18 protein-coding genes, 1 tRNA gene and 1 rRNA gene are annotated in these 19,612 nt (G+C 71.7%); 12 read left to right on the forward strand and 8 right to left on the reverse strand.

Annotated features, from left to right (window positions below; genetic code table 11):
* Window positions 1-200: 200 nt before the first annotated feature.
* From rrf to K8U61_RS18825, 5 genes are all read left to right on the forward strand, one after another.
* Window positions 201-317 (forward strand): 5S ribosomal RNA (gene rrf / locus K8U61_RS18805).
* A gap of 87 nt (window positions 318-404) precedes the next feature.
* Window positions 405-1,373 carry a tetratricopeptide repeat protein gene (locus K8U61_RS18810; protein WP_224124595.1) on the forward strand — a complete coding sequence of 323 codons (969 nt, stop codon included), beginning with the start codon at window positions 405-407 and terminating at the stop codon, window positions 1,371-1,373.
* Between the two features lie 135 nt (window positions 1,374-1,508).
* Complete coding sequence (locus K8U61_RS18815) at window positions 1,509-2,330, forward strand: PP2C family protein-serine/threonine phosphatase (protein ID WP_224124596.1); 822 nt, start codon at window positions 1,509-1,511, stop codon at window positions 2,328-2,330.
* A complete protein-coding gene (locus K8U61_RS18820; protein ID WP_224124597.1) occupies window positions 2,327-3,247 on the forward strand; it encodes an alpha/beta fold hydrolase in 921 nt (306 codons plus the stop codon). The genes K8U61_RS18815 and K8U61_RS18820 overlap by 4 nt, the downstream gene beginning before the upstream one ends.
* Before the next feature lie 125 nt (window positions 3,248-3,372).
* A complete protein-coding gene (locus K8U61_RS18825; protein WP_224124598.1) occupies window positions 3,373-3,906 on the forward strand; it encodes a DUF3145 domain-containing protein in 534 nt (177 codons plus the stop codon).
* Between the two features lie 8 nt (window positions 3,907-3,914).
* On the opposite strand, the gene K8U61_RS18830 is transcribed toward K8U61_RS18825, so the two are convergent.
* The 7 genes from K8U61_RS18830 to K8U61_RS18860 form a co-directional block, all read right to left on the reverse strand.
* Window positions 3,915-4,370 (reverse strand): hypothetical protein, encoded by a 456-nt coding sequence (locus K8U61_RS18830; RefSeq protein WP_224124599.1) that lies wholly within the window; start codon window positions 4,368-4,370, stop codon window positions 3,915-3,917.
* A gap of 88 nt (window positions 4,371-4,458) precedes the next feature.
* Entirely contained in the window at window positions 4,459-5,889 is a 1,431-nt protein-coding gene (locus K8U61_RS18835; protein WP_224124600.1) for an acyl-CoA carboxylase subunit beta, read from the reverse strand.
* A 1-nt stretch (window position 5,890) separates the two neighbouring features.
* The gene (locus K8U61_RS18840; RefSeq protein ID WP_224124601.1) at window positions 5,891-7,141 is read right to left on the reverse strand and encodes a beta-ketoacyl-[acyl-carrier-protein] synthase family protein; all 1,251 of its coding nucleotides are present in this window, start codon (window positions 7,139-7,141) and stop codon (window positions 5,891-5,893) included.
* A 35-nt stretch (window positions 7,142-7,176) separates the two neighbouring features.
* Window positions 7,177-7,422: an acyl carrier protein gene (locus K8U61_RS18845; RefSeq protein WP_011755445.1), complete on the reverse strand. Its 246-nt coding sequence runs from the start codon at window positions 7,420-7,422 to the stop codon at window positions 7,177-7,179.
* A 45-nt stretch (window positions 7,423-7,467) separates the two neighbouring features.
* Window positions 7,468-8,475 carry a beta-ketoacyl-ACP synthase III gene (locus tag K8U61_RS18850; RefSeq protein WP_224124602.1) on the reverse strand — a complete coding sequence of 336 codons (1,008 nt, stop codon included), beginning with the start codon at window positions 8,473-8,475 and terminating at the stop codon, window positions 7,468-7,470.
* Window positions 8,475-9,659 carry an acyltransferase domain-containing protein gene (locus K8U61_RS18855; protein WP_224124603.1) on the reverse strand — a complete coding sequence of 395 codons (1,185 nt, stop codon included), beginning with the start codon at window positions 9,657-9,659 and terminating at the stop codon, window positions 8,475-8,477. The genes K8U61_RS18850 and K8U61_RS18855 overlap by 1 nt, the downstream gene beginning before the upstream one ends.
* 104 nt (window positions 9,660-9,763) lie before the next feature.
* Window positions 9,764-10,966 (reverse strand): PucR family transcriptional regulator, encoded by a 1,203-nt coding sequence (locus K8U61_RS18860; protein WP_224124604.1) that lies wholly within the window; start codon window positions 10,964-10,966, stop codon window positions 9,764-9,766.
* Between the two features lie 140 nt (window positions 10,967-11,106).
* On the opposite strand from K8U61_RS18860, the gene K8U61_RS18865 reads away from it, so the two are divergent.
* A complete protein-coding gene (locus K8U61_RS18865; RefSeq protein ID WP_224124605.1) occupies window positions 11,107-12,042 on the forward strand; it encodes an alpha/beta fold hydrolase in 936 nt (311 codons plus the stop codon).
* Window positions 12,043-12,102: 60 nt separating this feature from the next.
* On the opposite strand, the gene aceE is transcribed toward K8U61_RS18865, so the two are convergent.
* A complete protein-coding gene (gene aceE, locus K8U61_RS18870) occupies window positions 12,103-14,889 on the reverse strand; it encodes a pyruvate dehydrogenase (acetyl-transferring), homodimeric type (protein WP_224124606.1) in 2,787 nt (928 codons plus the stop codon).
* Between the two features lie 184 nt (window positions 14,890-15,073).
* Here aceE and K8U61_RS18875 point away from each other — a divergent pair, with 184 nt between their 5' ends.
* From K8U61_RS18875 to K8U61_RS18900, 6 genes are all read left to right on the forward strand, one after another.
* Entirely contained in the window at window positions 15,074-15,511 is a 438-nt protein-coding gene (locus K8U61_RS18875; RefSeq protein ID WP_224124607.1) for a DUF3052 domain-containing protein, read from the forward strand.
* A gap of 94 nt (window positions 15,512-15,605) precedes the next feature.
* Complete coding sequence (locus tag K8U61_RS18880; RefSeq protein WP_224124608.1) at window positions 15,606-17,237, forward strand: AMP-binding protein; 1,632 nt, start codon at window positions 15,606-15,608, stop codon at window positions 17,235-17,237.
* 34 nt (window positions 17,238-17,271) lie between these two features.
* Window positions 17,272-17,736 (forward strand): peroxiredoxin, encoded by a 465-nt coding sequence (locus K8U61_RS18885; RefSeq protein ID WP_224124609.1) that lies wholly within the window; start codon window positions 17,272-17,274, stop codon window positions 17,734-17,736.
* Between the two features lie 156 nt (window positions 17,737-17,892).
* Window positions 17,893-17,964: transfer RNA gene (locus tag K8U61_RS18890), tRNA-Val, on the forward strand.
* A gap of 328 nt (window positions 17,965-18,292) precedes the next feature.
* On the forward strand, window positions 18,293-18,868 hold the full coding sequence (locus K8U61_RS18895) for a TMEM165/GDT1 family protein (RefSeq protein ID WP_224124610.1): 576 nt from the start codon (window positions 18,293-18,295) through the stop codon (window positions 18,866-18,868).
* A gap of 44 nt (window positions 18,869-18,912) precedes the next feature.
* Window positions 18,913-19,605 (forward strand): DNA alkylation repair protein, encoded by a 693-nt coding sequence (locus K8U61_RS18900; RefSeq protein WP_224124611.1) that lies wholly within the window; start codon window positions 18,913-18,915, stop codon window positions 19,603-19,605.
* Window positions 19,606-19,612: the final 7 nt, after the last annotated feature.

Below are 19,612 nucleotides of genomic sequence, written 5' to 3' on the forward strand. Positions count from 1 at the left end.
CGAGGGCTTGTCACACAAACCCTCAACCAAAACCACAAAGCCATCGACTACGCGTAAAGACGAACAACATGTTCGCGTCCACTACACAAGAACCACCACACCATCCAGCACACCATCCAGCACACAACTGGATCAACAACAGAACAACGAAGCTTGGCCCACCACCGTGAACACCCCGGTGAGTGGACGCCACATAGAGTTACGGCGGCCATAGCGAAAGGGAAACACCCGGTCCCATCCCGAACCCGGAAGTTAAGCCTTTCAGCGCCGATGGTACTGCAACCGAGAGGCTGTGGGAGAGTAGGACGCCGCCGGACATACACTCAGTAGAGGCCACCAAGGTATTGGTGGCCTCTACTACATTTCAGGCCCGATCGACGGGCCAGAGCAGGAGCAGAAGAGCCGTGGCCGATCAGCGTCGCAACCAGCGTCCGTCCGGGGACGGCCCCCGTCGCAGCAGCAGTGGTGGCCGACCGGCCGCCGGCCGCTCCGGGAAGCCGACCGGCTCCAGCAGCAGGTCGTCGAGCTCGTCGAGCGCCGGTCGGTCCGGCAAGCCGGACTCGCGGGCCGGCGGGAAGCCGCCGGCTCGTTCCGGTGGCAAGCCGGCTGCTCGCTCGGGTGGGAAGCCGCCGGCGCGGGGCGGTCGCCCCGCCGGGCGTCGCGAGGAGAAGCCGACCCGCACCGAGGAGCAGGCTCGCTACGACGGTCCCGAGCTGCCCGAGGAGATCACCGGGCGCGAGCTCGACCGCTCGGTGGCGGCCCAGCTGAAGGGGCTGCCCGAGAAGCTGGCCGCGCGCGTGGCGCGGCACCTGGCCGCGGCCGGGATCTTCATCGACGAGAACCCCGAGCTGGCCTACCAGCACGCCATGGCCGCCCGCGCCCGCGCCTCGCGGATCGCGGTCGTGCGAGAGGCTGCCGGCGAGGCGGCGTACGCCGCCGGCCACTACGCCGAGGCGCTCGCGGAGCTGCGCGCCGCGAAGCGGATGAACGGGGCGACGGCCTACCTGCCGATCATGGCGGACTGCCACCGGGCGCTCGGCAAGCCGCAGGAGGCGCTGAAGCTCGCCAAGAGCCCGTCCGTGCCCAACTTCGCCCCCGAGGCGAAGGCCGAGATGACCATCGTCGAGGCCGGCGCCCGTCGCGACCTCGGCCAGCTCGACGCGGCGCTGCGGACCCTCGAGCTCGCCCCGCTGATGTCGAAGAGCCGCGCGTCCTGGGTGGTCCGCCTGCGCTACGCGTACGCCGACACGCTCGAGGCGGCCGGCCGCGACCAGGACGCGCTGACCTGGTTCCACCGGGTCGACGCGATCGACAGCGAGGAGCTGACCGACGCGGCCGACCGCGCGGAGGCCCTGGAGAAGCGCCTCGGCTGACTGAACTGGCCGAGCGTGTCGCAACGGAGCTCCGCTCCGTGCCGCTCCGCGGCGGCGCCACGCTGCCGGCCACGGAGAGGTTTCCCCCTGGGGGCCCGGGGGAGGATCCGACAGACTGTCCGCGAGGAGGACTGGATGCTGCGATTCTCGGGTGCCGGCGTCAGCGACGTCGGACGAGTGAGGCCCCACAACGAGGACTCCGCCTTCCAGGGGCCCTACGTGGCGGTGGTGGCTGACGGCGTCGGAGGCGCGGCCGCAGGTGAGGTCGCTTCGGCCACGACGGCGTACGTCGTGGCCGCGACCGCCCTGGCGCACTTCGGTGCCCACCCCGAGAGCGTCCTCACGCGCGCCGTCGCCACGAGCCGTCGCAACCTGCGCACGGGGGTCGTCGAGGACCCCGAGCGTGCCGGGATGGCGACCACGCTGACCGCGGTGCTCTGCGACGGCGAGCGCATCGTCCTGGCGCACGTGGGGGACAGCCGCGCCTACCTGGTCCGCGACGGCGAGCTCCGTCAGGTCTCGCAGGACCACACCTACGTGCAGCACCTGGTCGACACCGGCCAGCTCGACCCCGCCGACCGTGCTCGCCACCCGTGGCGCAACGTCGTGCTGCGCTCCCTCGACGGCGCGATCGACTCGGGCAGCGAGGGCCCGGACCTCCTGGACCTGGACGCGCGCGTGGGTGACCGGATCCTGCTCTGCTCCGACGGCCTGACCGACATGGTCGCCGACGACCGCATCGCCGAGGTCCTGACCCTGGCGGACCCGCACTCGGCCGCGGCCGTGCTCACCCAGTCGGCGCTGCTCGCCGGCGGCGTCGACAACATCACGTGCGTGGTGCTCGACGTGGTCGACGGCCCGGCGGTCGTCGGCGACGGGATGCTCCTCGGCGCACTGCGCGAGCCACGCAACATCGTCGACCCCGCCTCGGTGCGCAGGGGACAATACTCGGCATGAAGGACGTGAAGCGGCCGGCCCTCGAGGGGTCCGTCGCGGTCCGCGACGGCCGGCGCCTCAGCTTCGCGGAGTACGGCTCGCGCACGGGGCCTGCGATCGTGTGGATGCACGGCACGCCCGGAGCCCGGCGGCAGGTGCCGCTCGAGGCGCGGGCGTACGCCGAGCGCGAGGGCGTCCGGATCATCGCGCTCGACCGGCCCGGGATCGGCTCGTCGACGCCCCACCTCTACCCGGACATCCGGGACTGGACCCACGACCTCGAGCTGGTGCTCGAGACCCTGGCGATCGACACGGTGCGGCTGATCGGCCTCTCCGGTGGCGGCCCCTACGCGCTCGCTGCCGGGGCCGCGCTGCCTGACCGGGTGCACGGCGTCGCGGTCCTCGGCGGCGTGGCCCCGACCCGCGGCGCGGATGCCGTGGCAGGCGGACCGATCCAGCTGGCGGTCTCGCTGGCGCCGGTGCTCTCGGTCGCCCGGGTGCCGCTGGGCGTCGCCCTGACCCAGACGATCCGGCTGGTTCGGCCGTTGGCCGGCAGCGCCCTCGACCTCTATGCCGCGGTCCAGCCGGCGGGGGACAAGAGCCTGCTGTCGCGGCCGGAGTTCAAGGCGATGTTCCTCGACGACCTGCTCAACGGGAGCCGCTTCCAGACCTCCGCACCGCTCAACGACCTGGTGCTCTTCACCCGGCCGTGGGGCTTCGATGCCGCGGACGTCGTCGTGCCCGTGCGGTGGTGGCACGGCGACGAGGACCACATCGTGCCGTTGCGGCACGGCGAGCACGTCGTCGGCCGACTCCCCGACGCCACGCTCTCGGTGATCGAGGGGGAGAGCCACCTGGGTGGTCTCGGCATCGCCGAGCAGGTCATCGCCGACCTGCTCAGCCTGGGTCCGCGGCGCGCCGCGGCGGTCCCCGGCTGATTCACTGGCTGATCACTGGTTTTCACGCGCCACATGGGCCACAATGGCCCTGACAACTACATCGGTGTCACTTCGACCGTTCATCTTCGACGAGATCGCTGGGGAAGGCGTACCTCACGCCGAAGATGAAGGAGGTCACGGTGACCGCACGCACTGCCACCCGCACCGCGACGAGGGGCGTCCTCTACGTCCACTCAGCGCCTTCCGCGCTGTGCCCACACATCGAGTGGGCCGTCAGCGGTGTCCTCGGCATGCCCGTGAACCTGGACTGGACGCCGCAGCCGGCCCAGTCCGGGTCCTACCGCGCGGAGCTCTCCTGGTCCGGTGAGGCCGGCTCCGCCGCGGCGATCGCCTCCGCCCTCCGCGGCTGGAACCATCTCCGCTTCGAGATCACCGAGGAGCCGACCTCGACCTCCGAGGGCGTGCGCTTCTCCTTCACCCCCGCGCTCGGCGTCTTCCACGCCGTCACCGGGCTGCACGGCGACATCATGATCCCCGAGGACCGGCTGAAGGCCGCGGTGGTCAAGGCCGCGCTCGGCGACACGACGCTGCTCATCGAGATCGACAAGCTGCTCGGCAAGCCGTGGGACGACGAGCTCGAGTCCTTCCGGTACGCCGGCGACGGCGCGCCGGTCCGCTGGCTGCACCAGGTGGTCTGAGCCCCGGATCAGCGGCGGCTGAGCCGGAAGTGCGACGGTTCTAGCCACACGTCGTGGTCCTCGCCCGACCCGTTGTACCAGTGCAGGTGTGCCTTGATGGTGAACCGGCCCGGCTTCGTGGAGTAGCGGCAGAACCGGAAGTGCGCCGGTCCTGACGTGGGGTCGCTGTCCGTGGCGAACACCCCGGAGGCGAGCCCGTCGTGCCGCGGGTCGCGCAGGAAGGTCTCCAGCGTCCAGTCGTGCGTGGGGGAGTTGACGCGGTAGTGGTAGCGGTAGTTGTGGCAGCCCGGCCGCAGCGTGCCGTCGGGGGCACGGGTGTGCCCGTACGACGACCGCGGCCGCTGCGCCCCGTCCGACGGTGCGTCGGACGTCCCCGGCACCGGCAGCCACCCGATGAGCGACACGGCCGCCGCCACGAAGGCGCAGCCGAGCCGGGTGGAGGCCTGCTGTGTGACCGAGGTCATGAAAGGTCCAACGCAGGCCCCGCGGGCGCGTTACGGGCAGGTGACAGCCCGATCCGCCGCCTGATCCGTCGGCCGGGTCAGCGCACGGTCAGAGCGGGATGTTGCCGTGGGCGCCGCGGCGTACGCCGACGGTCTGCACGGCGTCCTCGATCGCCCGGGCGATCGTCGAGCGGGTCGCCGTGGGCGTGACGACCTCGTCGACGACGCCGATCTCCACCGCCTTGTCGACCCCGCCGGCGATCCGCTCGTGCTCGGCGGCCAGCTCGGCCTCGACCTGCGGGCGGATGTCCGGGGCGACCTCGGCGAGGCGCCGGCGGTGCAGGATCCGGATCGCGGCGACCGCGCCCATCACGGCCACCTCGGCGCCCGGCCAGGCGAAGACCTTCGTCGCACCCAGCGAGCGGGCGTTCATCGCGATGTAGGCGCCGCCGTAGGTCTTGCGGGTGACCAGGGTGACCCGGGGGACCACGCACTCGCCGAAGGCGTGCAGGAGCTTGGCGCCGCGGCGGACCACGCCGTCCCACTCCTGCCCGACGCCGGGCAGGTAGCCCGGCACGTCCACCACGACGACCAGCGGCACGCCGAACGCGTCGCACATCCGCACGAAGCGGGAGGCCTTCTCCGCCGAGAGCGAGTCGAGGCAGCCGCCGAGGCGGAGCGGGTTGTTGGCGACGACGCCGACGGTGCGGCCGCCGAGGCGGCCGAGGGCGGTGACGATGTTGGGCGCCCAGCGGGCGTGGAGCTCCTGGGCGGTGCCCTCGTCGAGGATCGACTCGACGAGCGGGTGCACGTCGTACGCGCGCTTCTTGGACTCGGGGAGCAGCGCCTCGAGGTCACGGTCCTCGACCTCGTCGACCTTCATGCTGCCCTGCGCGCCCAGCAGCGACGCGACCCCGCGGGCCCGGTCGAGCGCCTCGCGCTCGGACTCGGCGAGGATGTGCACGACGCCGGAGCGGCGGCCGTGGGGCTCGGGTCCGCCGAGGCGGAGCATGTCGACGTCCTCGCCGGTGACCGAGCGGACCACGTCCGGGCCGGTCACGAAGATCCGGCCCTCGGGGCCGAGGATGACGACGTCGGTGAGGGCGGGGCCGTACGCCGCGCCGCCGGCCGCCGGGCCGAGCACGACCGAGATCTGCGGGATCTTGCCCGAGGCCTGGGTCATCGCCTGGAAGATCCGGCCGACCGCGTGCAGGGAGAGCACGCCCTCGGCGAGGCGGGCACCGCCGGAGTGCCAGAGCCCGATGATCGGGACGCCGTCGGTCATCGCCCGGTGGTAGGCGTCGACGACGACCCGGCAGCCCAGGTCGCCCATCGCGCCGCCCATGACGGTCGCGTCGGAGCAGAAGGCCACCACGCGGGTGCCGTCGACGTTGCCGATCGCGGCGAGCATGCCGGAGTCGTCGTCGGGGGTGATCAGCTCGAGGCTGCCCTCGTCGAGGAGCGCGGTGAGCCGGTGCACCGGGTTGCGCGGGTCCTCCTCGCGGGGGAGCTTCGCCGGCTTGGTCGCGGTGGCCGTCATCTCAGATGCTCCCGAAGGCGACGGCCACGTTGGCACCGCCGAAGCCGAAGGAGTTGTTGAGGGCGGCGATGTCGCCGAGCGGCAGGTCGCGCGCCTTGGTGGCGATGTCGAGCTCGACGGCCGGGTCCGGGTTGTCCAGGTTGATCGTCGGTGGCGAGATGCGGTGGTGGAGCGCGAGGACCGTCGCGACCGCCTCCAGTGCGCCGGCGCCGCCGAGCAGGTGGCCGGTCATCGACTTGGTGCTGGTGACCACGACCTCGGTCGCGTGGGCGCCGAGGGTGGCGTGCAGCATGAGGCCCTCGGCGATGTCGCCCTGCGGCGTCGACGTCGCGTGGGCGTTCACGTGGGCGATGTCGGCGGGGCTGATCTCGGCCTCGGCGAGCGCCTGGAGGATCGCGCGGGAGCCGCCGCGGCCCTCGGGGTCGGGCTGCGCGATGTCGTGGGAGTCGGCGGTGATGCCGGCGCCGAGGACGGTCGCGTAGATCCGGGCGCCGCGCGCCAGCGCGTGCTCCTCGGACTCCAGCACCAGGACGCCGGCGCCCTCGCCGAGCACGAAGCCGTCGCGGGCGAGGTCCCAGGGCCGCGAGACCGTGGTGGGGTCGCCGCCCTCCTCGCCGCTGGCGGTCTTGGAGAGCGCCATCATGTTGGCGAAGGCCGCCATCGGCAGCGGGTGGACCGCCGCCTCCGTGCCGCCGGCGACGACCACGTCGGCCCGGCCGAGCCGGATCTGGTCGATCGCGTGGGCGATCGCCTCGTTGCCGGACGCGCACGCCGACACCGGCGTCATGACCGCCGCGCGCGCCCCGACGTACAGGCTGATCTGCGCCGCGGGGGCGTTGGGCATCAGCATCGGCACCGCGAGGGGGGAGACCCGGCGGGGTCCCTTCTCCTTCAGGATGTCGTAGTTGTCGAGGAGCGTCGTCACCCCGCCGATGCCGGAGGCCATGGCGACGCCGAGCCGGTGGTTGTCCAGCTCGGCGCCCTCCAGGCCGGCGTCGGCCCAGGCCTCCATGGCGGCGACCATGGCGAACTGCGAGCTGCGGTCGAGACGCCGGGCCTTGACCCGCTCGAGGACCTCGGTCGGCTCGACCGCGATCCGGCCGGCGATCTTGACCGGCATCTCGGCGGCCCAGTCGTCGGTCAGGTAGCGGACGCCCGAGCGTCCGTTGACCAGGGCGTCCCAGGTGCTGGGCACGTCACCGCCGACGGGACTGGTGGTCCCGAGGCCGGTGACGACGACTCGCTTCGACATGGTGCTCCTTGCTGAGGTGACGTGCCGGTGGCCGGTCAGGCCTGGGCGCGCTCGATGAAGGCGACGGCGTCGCCCACGGTCTTGAGGTTCTTGACCTCGTCGTCGGGGATCGAGACGCCGAACTTCTCCTCGGCCGCCACGACCACCTCGACCATGGACAGCGAGTCCACGTCCAGGTCGTCGACGAACGACTTGTCGAGCTGCACGTCGTCGGCGTCGATGCCGGCGACCTCGTTGACGATGTCAGCGAGATCGGCGCGGATCTCCTCGGTGGTTGCCATCAGGCGTTCCCTTTCGTGTGGGACTTGGTGGTTGGGTGGTGCGAACTACGGGACGATGACGACCTGCGCGGCGTACGCGAGGCCGGCACCGAAGGCGATCAGGAGGGCCTTGTCGCCGCTGCGCGCGTCCCCCTCCTCGATCATCCGGTCGAGGGCGAGGGGGATCGATGCGGCCGAGGTGTTGCCCTGCTCGGCGATGTCGCGGGCGATCTTGACCCGCTCCGGCATCTTCATCGCCCGGGCCATCGCGTCGGTGATGCGCATGTTGGCCTGGTGGGGGACGAAGACGTCGAGGTCGTCGATGGTGATGCCGGCGCGGTCGAGCGCCTGCTGGCCGGTCTTCGCCATCTGGTACGACGCCCAGCGGAAGACGGCGTTGCCCTGCATCACCAGGTGCGGCATCACCGGCTGCTCGCTGGCGATCACGTCGCGCCAGTCCTCGCGCTGCCGGATCAGGTCGAACTGCTCGCCGTCGGAGCCCCAGACGACCGGGCCGATGCCGGGGGTGTCGCTCGGTCCGACGACCGCGGCGCCCGCGCCGTCGGCGAAGATGAAGGCGGTACCGCGGTCACCGACGTCGGTGAGGTCGGAGAGCCGCTCGACACCGATCACCAGGGCGTGGCCGGCGCTGCCGCCGCGCACCAGGTCGGCGGCCATGGCGATGCCGTGGCAGAAGCCGGCGCAGGCCGCGGAGATGTCGAAGGCGGCCGCCTGGTCGGTGCCGAGCTCGTGGGCGATCGCGGTCGCGATCGCGGGGGTCTGGTACATGTGCGTGACGGTCGCGACGATCACGCACTCGATCTGCTTGGGGTCGATGCCGGCCCGCTCGATGGCCGTGCGGGAGGCCGCGACGGCCATCATCTGCACGGTCTCCTCGGGGGTCGCCCAGCGACGCTGGCGGATGCCGGAGCGCTGCTGGATCCACTCGTCGCTGGAGTCGATCGCGTCGACGACCTCGGCGTTCGGGATCACCCGGCTCGGCCGGTAGGAGCCGATGCCGAGGATCGCGGCGTGCCGGGCGCCGTCGACCTGGGCGAGGCCCTGGCCCGTCATCACTGACCTCCCTCGGGGTGCAGCCGGAGGAGTGGCTGGCCCGGGGAGACCAGGTCGCCGTCCTCGACGAGCCACTCGACGACCTGGCCGCCGTGCGGGGCGGAGACCGCCGTACGGTCGCGCAGGCTGGCGACCTCGCCGATCGTGGTGCCGGGCGGGAGGACCTCGGAGTCGGCGGCCTCGGCGGCGATGTGGAAGGTGCCCTTGGCGGGGGAGACGACCATTCGCCAGGTGGGGGTGGTCGCGAGGCCCGAGGACTCACCGTGCTTCTCGCAGAACGCCCGCGCGTCGTCGAGCTGGTCGGGCGTCTTGAGGGCGAAGGTCTCGACTCCCTTGAGCGCGCGCTTGGCGATGCCCGTGAGGGTGCCGGCGGGCGGCATCTCCAGGATGCCGGTGACGCCGAGGTCCTCCATCGCATCGAGGCAGAGGTCCCAGCGGACCGGGCTGGCGATCTGGCCGACGATCCGGGCCAGCACGTCGCGGCCGTCGTGGACGACCTTGCCGTCGCGGTTGGAGATGACCCGCGTGCGGGGGTCGTGGACGGACACCGACCGCGCCAGCGAGGCGAGGTGGCCGACGGCCGGCTCCATGTGGCGGGTGTGGAAGGCGCCGGCGACGCTCAGCGGCATCAGCCGGGCCTTGGCCGGGGGCTCCTCGGCGAAGGCCGCGAGCTGCTCCATCGTGCCGGCCGCGACGATCTGGCCCGGGCCGTTGTCGTTGGCGGCGGTCAGGCCGTGCTTGTCGATCGCCGCGAGGACCTCCTCGCGGTCGCCGCCGAGGACGGCGGTCATGCCGGTGGGGGTCACGGCGGCCGCGTCGGCCATCGCCCGGCCGCGCTCGCGGACCAGGACCATCGCCTGCTCGGCGGTGATCACCCGGGCACCGGCCGCAGCGGCGATCTCACCCACGCTGTGGCCGGCGACGGCGCCGATCTGGTCGAAGGCGTCGGCCGGATGGGGGAAGAGCTCCAGGGCCGCGACCAGGCCGGTCGCGACCAGCAGCGGCTGGGCGATCCGGGTGTCGCGGATGGCCTCCGCGTCGGCCTCGGTGCCGTAGTGGGCCAGGTCGATCCCGGCGACGGTCGAGAGCCAGTCGAACCGGGCCGCGAAGGTCGGGTCCGCCAGCCAGGGCGAGAGGAATCCGGGAGTCTGGGCACCTTGGCCCGGGGCCACGATCACGAGCACGACATCCACTCTGCCGCGTCGTACGCCCGATCCTCGCGTCCGGCCCGCACGAAAACCTGCGGCGCGTCCTTGTAGGGTTCCTACAAAAGTCGCTCAGGCTCTCCTCAGGCTGAGCGGCCGGACTGGCGGCCCAGGACCAGGGCGATCTCGAGGGTGAGCGCGTCGCGCGGGTCGGTCGCCGAGAGTCCGGTCAGGTCGGCCACCTGGCGCAGCCGGTAGCGGACGGTGTTGGGGTGCACGAAGAGGGCGCGCGCGGCGCCCTCGATCGACGAGCCGTGCTGGAAGTACGCCGAGAGCGTCTCGATGAGCGTCCCCCGAGCGCGGACCAGGGCGAGGTAGACCTCGTCGACGAGATGGCGGCGGGCGTGGCCGTCGCCGGCGAGCACCCGCTCGGGGAGGAGGTCGGCGCTGCGGACCGGCCGCGGCGCCTCCGGCCACCCGGCCGCGGCACGCTGCGCGGCGAGTGCGGCCCGGGCCGACACGTGGGCCTGGGCGAGCCCGTCCGCGACCGGACCCACGACCACGGGGCCGGGGCCGAACTCGTCCGCGATCGCGGACGCGGCGGCGTGGGTGTCCTCGACGCCGCCGAGCACCACCACCAGCCGGTCGCCCTGCACGGCGCAGAGTGCGTCCATGCCGGCGTCGCGCGCGGCGCGGCGTACCTCGTCGAAGGTGTCGGTCTCCGAGCGGTCGGCGGGGATGGTGCCGAGCACGACGGTCACCTCGTCGCGGCCGGCCCAGCCGAGGGCGCTGGCCCGGGAGAGCAGGGCCTCGTCGGGGTCGGAGCGGAGCACGGCGTCCACGACCAGGGCCTCGAGCCGGGCGTCCCAGGCGCCGCGCACCTCGGCGGCGCGGGCGTAGACCTCGGCGGTGGCGAAGGCGACCTCGCGGGCGTAGCGGAGGACCGCGGCGCGCACCTCCGCGGCGTCCTGCGGGTCGAGCAGTTCCTCGACGTTGGTCTCCACGACCTCGATCGAGAGCCGGACCAGGTCGACGGTCTGCTGGAGGTTGATCACGCCGGCCAGGGCGCGCGGCGCCACGCCGAAGACCGAGGCGACCATCTCGCCGCCCGCGGGCGCCGGCTGGTCGCCGGCGCGGCGGTACCAGTCGACGAAGCCCCGGATGCCGGCCTGGACGATCGTGGAGACCCACGAGCGCTCCTCGGCGCTCAGCTCGCGGAACCAGGCCATGTCCTGGTCCATCCGGGCCGTGGCGGCGGTGCTCAGCGCCCCGGTCGCGCGCTGGAGCGCGTCCGCGGCGCGCTGGTGCGAGGCCGCGCCGTCTCGGCTCCCTGGTCGCGTGGCCACCCGGCGAGGCTATCGCCCGCCGCGACGCACTACCGACGTAAAACCCCGGTAAATCAAGGGGATCTGCGTCCGTGGCCCGCATCGGTCATGTTTCAATCACTGTCTACGCCTGTCGAGGCGAGCCGACCCGGGAGGTCTGTGTGACCCAGGAGTACGACGTCCAGTTCGTGACGATCCACGGGCACCGCCGGGCCTACGTGAAGACCGGGTCCGGGCCGGTGGTGCTGCTCCTGCACGGCCTCGGCTGCGACCACACGACCTGGGAGCCGGTCATCGAGTCGCTGAGCCGTCGCTACACGGTCATCGCGCCCGACCTGCTCGGACACGGTCAGTCCGACAAGCCGCGGGCCGACTACAGCGTCGGCGGCTACGCCAACGGCATGCGCGACCTGATCACGGTGCTCGGCATCGACAAGGTCACCGTCATCGGGCACAGCTTCGGGGGCGGTGTGGCGATGCAGTTCGCCTACCAGTTCCCCGAGCGCACCGAGCGGCTGATGCTCGTGTCCTCCGGCGGCCTCGGCCCCGAGGTCACCCCCGCGATCCGGGCGATCACCACGCCCGGCTTCCACGAGGTGATGGGCGTCCTCACGCTCCCCGGCCTGCGCCACCTCGGCGTGGCCGGCCTGCGGGCCCTCTCCGAGCTGCCGCTGAAGGCCACCCACGACTTCGACGAGGTCGCCGCCGTCTTCGACTCCTTCAAGGACCCGCGGTCGCGGCACGCGATCCGGCACGTCGTCCGCGCGGTCGTCGACTGGCGCGGCCAGATCGTGACCATGTCCGACCGGGCCTATCTCACCGAGGAGATGCCGATGTGGGTGGTGTGGGGCCGCGACGACCGGGTGATCCCGGTGCGGCACGCCTCCAACGCGGCGATGATGGCGCCCAAGGCCCGGGTCGAGGTGATCCCCGACGCCGGCCACTTCCCGCACAAGGACCACCCCTACCGCTTCAGCCGGATCGTCCACGACTTCATCCGGACGACCGAGCCCGCGACGTACTCCCGCGCCCGCTTCCGCTCGCTGCTGAAGAGCGGCGCCCAGGAGCGCACGCTGCACGCCGTCGACGCGGTCTGAAATGACGCCGACCCGGCAGAGACTCTCTGCCGGGTCAGCGATCAGTTCGTGCCGGGTCGGCTAGGCGTCGCCGCCCTCCTGCTTCACGCCGGCGGTGGCGGTCGGGTCGTCGATCCGGTAGCGCGCGAACGCCTCCTCGACCTTGTCACGGCTGATCTGGCCGGCGTCGGCCAGGGCCTGCAGGGTCTGCACGACGACCGACTGGGCGTCGATGTGGAAGAAGCGGCGGGCGGCCGGTCGGGTGTCGGCGAAGCCGAACCCGTCGGCGCCCAGGACGCGGTAGTCGCCGGGGACCCAGCGCGCGATCTGCAGGGGCACGGCGCGCATGTAGTCGGACACCGCGACGACCGGGCCGGTGACGGCCTGCAGCTTGTCGGCGACGTACGGCGTGCGCGGCGACTCGCCCGGGTGGAGGAGGTTCCACTCCTCGGCGGCGGCGCCGTCGCGGGCGAGCTCGTTCCACGACGTCACCGACCACGTGTCGGCCCGGACGCCCCAGTCCTCGGCGAGGATCCGCTGGGCCTCCTGGATCCACGGGAAGCCGACACCGGAGGCGAGCAGCTGGGCCCGCGGGCCCTCACCCTCGGCGGACTGCACGTGGTGGATGCCCTTGAGGATGCCCTCGACGTCGACGTCGTCCGGCTCCTTCGGCTGCGAGACCGGCTCGTTGTAGACGGTGAGGTAGAAGATGACGTTCTCGGCGTCCTCGCCGTACATCCGCTCGAGACCGGACTTCATGATGTGGCTGATCTCGTAGGCGAACGCGGGGTCGTAGTGGACGACCGCCGGGTTGGTCGACGCGAGCAGCGGCGAGTGGCCGTCGGCGTGCTGGAGACCCTCACCGGTCAGCGTGGTCCGGCCCGCGGTGGCGCCGACGAGGAAGCCGCGCGAGAGCTGGTCGGCCATCGCCCAGATCGAGTCGCCCGTGCGCTGGAACCCGAACATCGAGTAGAAGATGTAGAACGGGATCATGTGCTCGCCGTGGGTGGCGTACGCCGAGCCCGCGGCGGTCGCCGAGGCCATCGCACCGGCCTCGGAGATGCCCTCGTGGAGCATCTGGCCCTGCGCCGACTCCTTGTAGGAGAGCAACAACTTGCGGTCGACGGACTCGTACTTCTGCCCGGCCGGGTTGTAGACCTTCGCGCTCGGGAACATCGCGTCCATGCCGAAGGTGCGGTACTCGTCCGGCGCGATCGGCACGATCCGCTGGCCGATCTCCGGGTCCTTCATCCAGTCCTTCAGCAGGCGGACGACGGCCATGGTCGTGGCGATCGAGTGCTTGCCCGAGCCCTGCTTGAGCTCGGCGTACACGTCGTCGCCCGGCAGGGTGAGGGACTTGGCCCGGGTGACCCGCTTGGGCAGCGAGCCGCCGAGCTGCTTGCGACGGTCGAGCATGTACTGGATCTCGTGCGAGTCGGCGCCCGGGTGGAAGAAGGGGGCCGCGCCGGTCTCCTCGTAGGAGCGCTCGAGGTCGCGGTCGGAGATCGGCAGGTAGAGGCGGTCCCGGAACTTCTTGATGTCGTCCTGGGTCAGCTTCTTCATCTGGTGGGTGGCGTTCTTGCCCTCGAGGGCGTCGATCGTCCAGCCCTTGATGGTCTTGGCCAGGATCACCGTCGGCTGGCCGACGTGCTTGGTCGCCGAGTCGAAGGCCGCGTAGACCTTGCGGTAGTCGTGACCGCCGCGGGGCAGCTTGCGGATCTGGTCGTCGGTCATGTGCTCGACCATCTTCGTCAGCCGCGGGTCGGAGCCGAAGAAGCTGTCGCGGATGTAGGCGCCGCTCTCGACCGAGTAGGTCTGGAAGGCGCCGTCGGGGGTGGAGTTCATCCGGTTGACCAGGACGCCGTCCACGTCGCGGGCGAGCAGGTCGTCCCACTCGCGGCCCCACACGACCTTGATGACGTTCCACCCGGCGCCGCGGAAGTTGGCCTCGAGCTCCTGGATGATCTTGCCGTTGCCGGTGACCGGGCCGTCGAGCTGCTGGAGGTTGCAGTTGATCACCCAGGTGAGGTTGTCGAGCTCCTCGCGGGCGGCGATGCGGATTGCGCCGAGGGACTCCGGCTCGGCCATCTCCCCGTCGCCGAGGAAGGCCCACACGCGCTGCTCGCCGGTGTCCTTGATGCCGCGGTTGGCGAGGTAGCGGTTGAACCGAGCCTGGTAGATCGAGTTGATGCCGGTCAGGCCCATCGAGACCGTCGGGAACTCCCAGAACTCCGGCATCAGGCGCGGGTGGGGGTACGACGACAGCCCGGCGTGCGGGCCGTGCTGGACCTCCTGGCGGAAGTGGTAGAGCTGCTCCTCGGTGAGCCGGCCCTCGAGGAACGCGCGGGCGTAGATGCCGGGGGAGGCGTGACCCTGGATGTAGATCTGGTCGCCGCCGCCGGGGTGGTCCTTGCCGCGGAAGAAGTGGTTGAAGCCGACCTCGTACAGGCTCGCCGACGACTGGTACGTCGCGATGTGGCCGCCGACCTCCAGGCCCTTGCGGTTGGCGCTGGAGACCATGACCGCGGCGTTCCACCGGATGAACGCGCGGATCCGGCGCTCCGCCTCCTCGTCGCCGGGGAACCACGGCTCGCGCTCGGGCGGGATCGTGTTGATGTAGTCGGTGCTGCGCAGGGCGGGCACGCCGACGCTCATCTCACGCGCGCGCTCGAGGAGGCGCAGCATGACGTAGCGGGCGCGCTCGCGGCCGCGCTCGTCGATGAGGGCGTCGAAGGAGTCGAGCCAGTCGTGGGTCTCGTCCGGGTCGATGTCGGGCAGCTGGGTGGGCAGGCCTTCGTGGATGACGGTCGGGGTCCTGCCGCTCCGCGTGGTGTCCGTGCCGGAAGTGGGGGTTGATTCTTCGGTCACGGTACTCATCGTTGCACGCACGATCGAGGCGGGGAATTTACCCGTGGGTAGGCGAGATCGGGTACCCGCCAGGCTGGACACGGGTTGCGCCCCTGCGGGAACTCCGCTGGACTACTCCCCACCCTCGGACCACGAGGGTGCGTCCTACGCACGTGATCACACAGAACTGACTTGGAGGTGCCCGTTGAGCGCGACCTCGGGTGGTGAGTCCACCCAGACCGGAGCCACCGGCCCGGCCGAACGGCTCGGGTTCAGGCTGGGCATGGTCGTCCAGGAGCTCGGGTGGGACTCCGACACCGACGACGCGCTCCGGGTCGCCGTCGAGGACTGCATCGACGCCGACCTGGTCGACGGCGACTACGGCAACGTGGTCGATGCGGTGCTCCTCTGGTTCCGCGACGAGGACGGCGACCTCGTCGACAGCCTCGTCGACGCGCTCACCGACCTCGTCGGCGGCGGAGCGATCTGGCTGCTGACCCCGAAGGTGGGGCGCGCCAACGCGGTCGACCCGGCGGACATCGCGGAGGCCGCGCCGATCGCCGGCCTCTCGCAGACCACGACCGCCGCGGTGAGCCGCGACTGGTCGGCGACCCGTCTGGTCGCGCCCAAGTCGCTGGCGTAGCTCCCGGGGGCGTAGCGTCCGTCACGGTGTCGGGACGTTTTCCGGACGGGATCGTTGGGCAGGCCTGACGCAGTCCCCGCCAGGAAGAGGTCACGTGCCCCTGCTGCAGAAGGTCCGCACCGGCGTCGGCGCCGGTGGGACGTCCCTGAAGGTCCTCGGTCGTGCCGGCGTGATCCGGCTGCACCCTCCGGTCGCGCTCGCGAAGGCCGGCAAGGCGCTCCAGCAGTGGGGGGTCGGCCCCGCGGGCGGCTTCGCCGCCGCGGCGCTGCTCGCTCCCCGCCGGGTCGCCGTCATCGACGAGCTCGGCTCGCTGACGTACGACGAGCTGCACCGCCGCTCCAACGCGCTGGCCCGCGCGTTCACCGACCTCGGCGTCTCATCCGGGGACGGCGTCGCGGTGATGTGCCGCAACCACCGCGGCTTCATCGACGCCAGCCTGGCCACCGCCAAGGTCGGCGCCGACATCCTCTACCTCAACACCGCCTTCGCCGGGCCGCAGCTGGTCGAGGTGCTCGGACGGGAGAAGCCCAAGGTCGTCGTGTTCGACCAGGAGTTCGCGTCGCTTCTCGCGGGCGCCGACGTACCGGAGCGGGTGCTCGGGTGGGTCGACGAGGAGTCCGACCTCGAGACCGGCGCCGCCACGGTCGAGTCGCTGATCGCCGGGCAGCCCGACGACGACCTCCAGCCCGCCGACCGGCACGGCCGCATCGTCATCCTCACCTCCGGCACCACCGGAACGCCGAAGGGTGCGCCGCGCAGCGAGGCCGGGATCGAGGCGGCGGTCTCGCTGCTGTCTCGGATGCCGCTCCGGTGGGGGTGGCGCACCCACATCGCCGCCCCGCTCTTCCACACCTGGGGCTTCGCGCACCTCGCGCTGGCGATGCTGCTCAACTCCACGATGGTGCTGCGCCGCCGCTTCGACCCCGAGGCGTGCCTGCAGGTCATCGAGTCCGAGCGGTGCGACTCGGTCGCGGTCATCCCGGTGATGCTCCAGCGGATCCTGACGCTGCCCGAGGAGACGCTCGCGCGCTACGACCTCTCGCGGGTCAAGGTCGTCGCGTCGTCGGGCTCGGCGCTGCCCGGCGACCTCGCGATCGACTGGATGGACCACTTCGGCGACCACCTCTACAACATCTACGGCTCGACCGAGGTCGCCTACGCCTCGATCGCGACGCCCGAGGACCTGCGGGCCGACCCGGCCGCGGCCGGCAAGCCGCCGTACGCCACCGTCGTGAAGATCCTCGACCCCGACGGCACGGAGGTCCCGGCGGGGGAGACCGGCCGGATCTTCGTCGGCAACGGGCTGCTCTTCGAGGGCTACACCGGTGGCGGCAGCAAGGAGGTCGTCGACGGGCTGATGTCGACCGGCGACGTCGGCCGCTTCGACGCCGACGGCCGCCTGCACGTCGAGGGCCGCGACGACGAGATGATCGTCTCGGGCGGGGAGAACGTCTTCCCCAAGGAGGTCGAGGACAGCCTGATGCGCCACGAGGCGGTCGTCGAGGTCGCCGCCGTCGGCGTGGACGACCCCGACTTCGGCAAGCGGCTGCGGGCGTACGTCGTGGTCCGCGACGGCGTCGAGACCGGCACGCTGGAGGACGAGCTGCGCGCCCACGTCAAGGACAACCTGGCCCGCTACAAGGTGCCGCGCGACATCGTCTTCCTCCCGGAGCTGCCCCGCAACGCCACCGGCAAGGTGCTCAAGCGGGAGCTCTCCACCGATTGAGGTCCCGTCGGTGGCAGGTGACAGGATCGGGGGCATGACCGGACTCGAGCTGGGTGGACCCGCGCCCGACTTCACCCTGCGCGACCAGTTCGGCCAGGACGTCTCCCTCTCGTCGTACCGCGACAAGAAGGCCGTGGCGATCCTCTTCTACCCCTACGCGTTCTCCGGGGTGTGCACCGGCGAGATGGCGGGCATCCGCGACCGCCTCGACGAGTTCCTCACCTTCGAGACCGAGGTGCTCGCGATCTCGTGCGACCCGGTCTACTCGCTGCGGGTCTTCGCCGACCAGGACGGCCTCAACTTCCCGTTGCTGTCGGACTTCTGGCCGCACGGCGAGGTGACCCGCGCCTACGAGGTCTTCGACGACGTCCGCGGCTGCCCGCGGCGCTCGTCGTACGTCGTGGACAAGCAGGGCCGGCTGCGGTGGTCGGTGCACAACGCCAACCCCGACGGCCGCGACCTCGAGGAGCACCTGCGGCAGCTGGCGGCCGCGGTCTAGACCGGACCGGGTCCTTCCGCGGTTTTGCTCAGGATCTCGGGACAGCGGCCGATCGGCAGACCTACTCTTCTGGTCGTTGGACCGCAGGTGACCCGAGACGCCTGCGGTCCAACTTCATTTCCGCGGCCTCCTCTGCGTAGTCTTTGCCGCGCTCCGGGGCGTATAGCTCAGCGGTAGAGCCCCTCGCTTACAACGAGGTGGTCGGGGGTTCGATCCCCTCTGCGCCCACTGCAAGCGTCCGCCGAGCGAGGCTCGCGTCGGGTCAGCGCCGACGGTCGCTGGCGCTCCTCGCACCTCGACCAGCGGACGATTCGTCCCTCCGCTCGCGGTTCCGATATGGTTGAAAGCGAAAGGGAGTAGTCCCCAACAGCTGCGTCGACATACTGATCCGCTCTCGAGCCGGGTCCGGTGCAGCCGGCCACCGTCACGGTGGCGGACGAGACTTTCGACCAGCACCACGACCCTGTTGAACGAACAGACGTGCCTGGTCGAAGGCACGTCCGTTCCTCCTGGGACACGAGGGCGTCTCTCCGGCCGGGCCGGAGAGAGGAATCCCGTGTACGCCTTCCTGCTCAGCACCGCCGTGATCTTCGTGGCCGAGCTCGGGGACAAGTCCCAGCTGATGGCGATGACCTTCGCCGCTCGCTACCGGGCACGCGACGTGCTCATCGGCATCACCGCGGCCACCGCGATCGTCCACCTCGCATCGGTGGGCATCGGCTACGCCATCGGCGACGCGTTCGCCGACTACCAGGGGGCGATCTCGATCGTCGCCGGCATCGCCTTCCTCGGGTTCGGCGCCTGGACGCTGCGCGGCGACGAGCTCACCGACGAGGAGGCCGACAAGGCCCGCACCAGCCAGGGTGCCGCGATCTTCGCCGTCGGTGTCGCGTTCTTCCTGGCCGAGCTGGGCGACAAGACGATGCTCGCGACGATCACGCTGGCCACCCAGGAGGGCTGGCTCGGCACCTGGATCGGCAGCACCGTCGGCATGGTGGCCGCGGACGCGCTCGCGATCGTCGTCGGCGCCGTCCTCGGCCGGAAGCTCCCCGAGAAGGTCATCAAGTACGGCGCGGCCGCGCTGTTCGTGCTCTTCGGCGTCCTCCTGGTCGTCGACGGCCTGCTGGCGTAGGTCTCGTCACCGGCACGGTCACCCGGCTTTCCTACAGTGGCCGGGTGACCGATCTCGCCGCTGCGATCCGCGACGTCCTCGCGGCCGGCGGCGACCCCGAGCGGGCGGTCCAGCAGCAGGCGTACATGAAGTCCGCGATGCCCTACCGGGGCTTCACCAAGCCGGAGCTCACGCGTCTGCTGCGCCCGCTCCTCACGCTGCACCCGCCGGCCGACCGGGAGTCGTGGGAGGCGACCGTCCGCGACCTCTGGGACGGCGCCACCCACCGGGAGGAGCGGTACGCCGCGCTCGCCGTCGTCCGGGACCGCCGGGCGACGCAGTGGCTCGACCCGGACTCGGTGCCGCTCGCCCGGCACCTGCTGGTCACCGGCGCCTGGTGGGACCTCGTCGACGAGACCGCGCAGCACCTCGTCGGTCCCGCGCTGCTGGCCCACCGGCCCGAGCTGACCGTCGTCGTCCGCGGGTGGGCCACCGACGACGACCTGTGGGTACGACGGGCCGCCGTGATCTGCCAGGTCGGGCACCGCGCGGAGACCGACCGCGACCTCCTCCGCGACGCCGTCGAGGCCAACCTGGACGACCCGTCGTTCTGGCTGCGCAAGGGCATCGGCTGGGCGCTGCGCGACTTCGCCCGCACCGATCCGGACTGGGTGCGGGCCGAGGTCGCGCGCCATGACGGTCGTCTCTCCGGCCTCTCACGTCGCGAGGCCCTCAAGCACCTCGGTGCCCAGCGGTAGTAGGTTC

This window comes from Nocardioides mangrovi (assembly GCF_020073815.1).
Taxonomy (GTDB): domain Bacteria; phylum Actinomycetota; class Actinomycetes; order Propionibacteriales; family Nocardioidaceae; genus Nocardioides; species Nocardioides mangrovi.

What these genes read in the sequence shown, in the direction of transcription:
- K8U61_RS18840 (WP_224124601.1), bottom strand. Translation starts at nt 7,141, where the DNA reads ATGTCGAAGCGAGTCGTCGTCACCGGCCTCGGGACCACCAGTCCCGTC.
- K8U61_RS18850 (WP_224124602.1), bottom strand. Translation starts at nt 8,475, where the DNA reads ATGACGGGCCAGGGCCTCGCCCAGGTCGACGGCGCCCGGCACGCCGCG.
- K8U61_RS18830 (WP_224124599.1), bottom strand. Translation starts at nt 4,370, where the DNA reads ATGACCTCGGTCACACAGCAGGCCTCCACCCGGCTCGGCTGCGCCTTC.
- K8U61_RS18820 (WP_224124597.1), top strand. Translation starts at nt 2,327, where the DNA reads ATGAAGGACGTGAAGCGGCCGGCCCTCGAGGGGTCCGTCGCGGTCCGC.
- K8U61_RS18885 (WP_224124609.1), top strand. Translation starts at nt 17,272, where the DNA reads ATGACCGGACTCGAGCTGGGTGGACCCGCGCCCGACTTCACCCTGCGC.
- K8U61_RS18815 (WP_224124596.1), top strand. Translation starts at nt 1,509, where the DNA reads ATGCTGCGATTCTCGGGTGCCGGCGTCAGCGACGTCGGACGAGTGAGG.
- K8U61_RS18835 (WP_224124600.1), bottom strand. Translation starts at nt 5,889, where the DNA reads ATGACGGCCACCGCGACCAAGCCGGCGAAGCTCCCCCGCGAGGAGGAC.
- K8U61_RS18825 (WP_224124598.1), top strand. Translation starts at nt 3,373, where the DNA reads ATGAAGGAGGTCACGGTGACCGCACGCACTGCCACCCGCACCGCGACG.
- K8U61_RS18845 (WP_011755445.1), bottom strand. Translation starts at nt 7,422, where the DNA reads ATGGCAACCACCGAGGAGATCCGCGCCGATCTCGCTGACATCGTCAAC.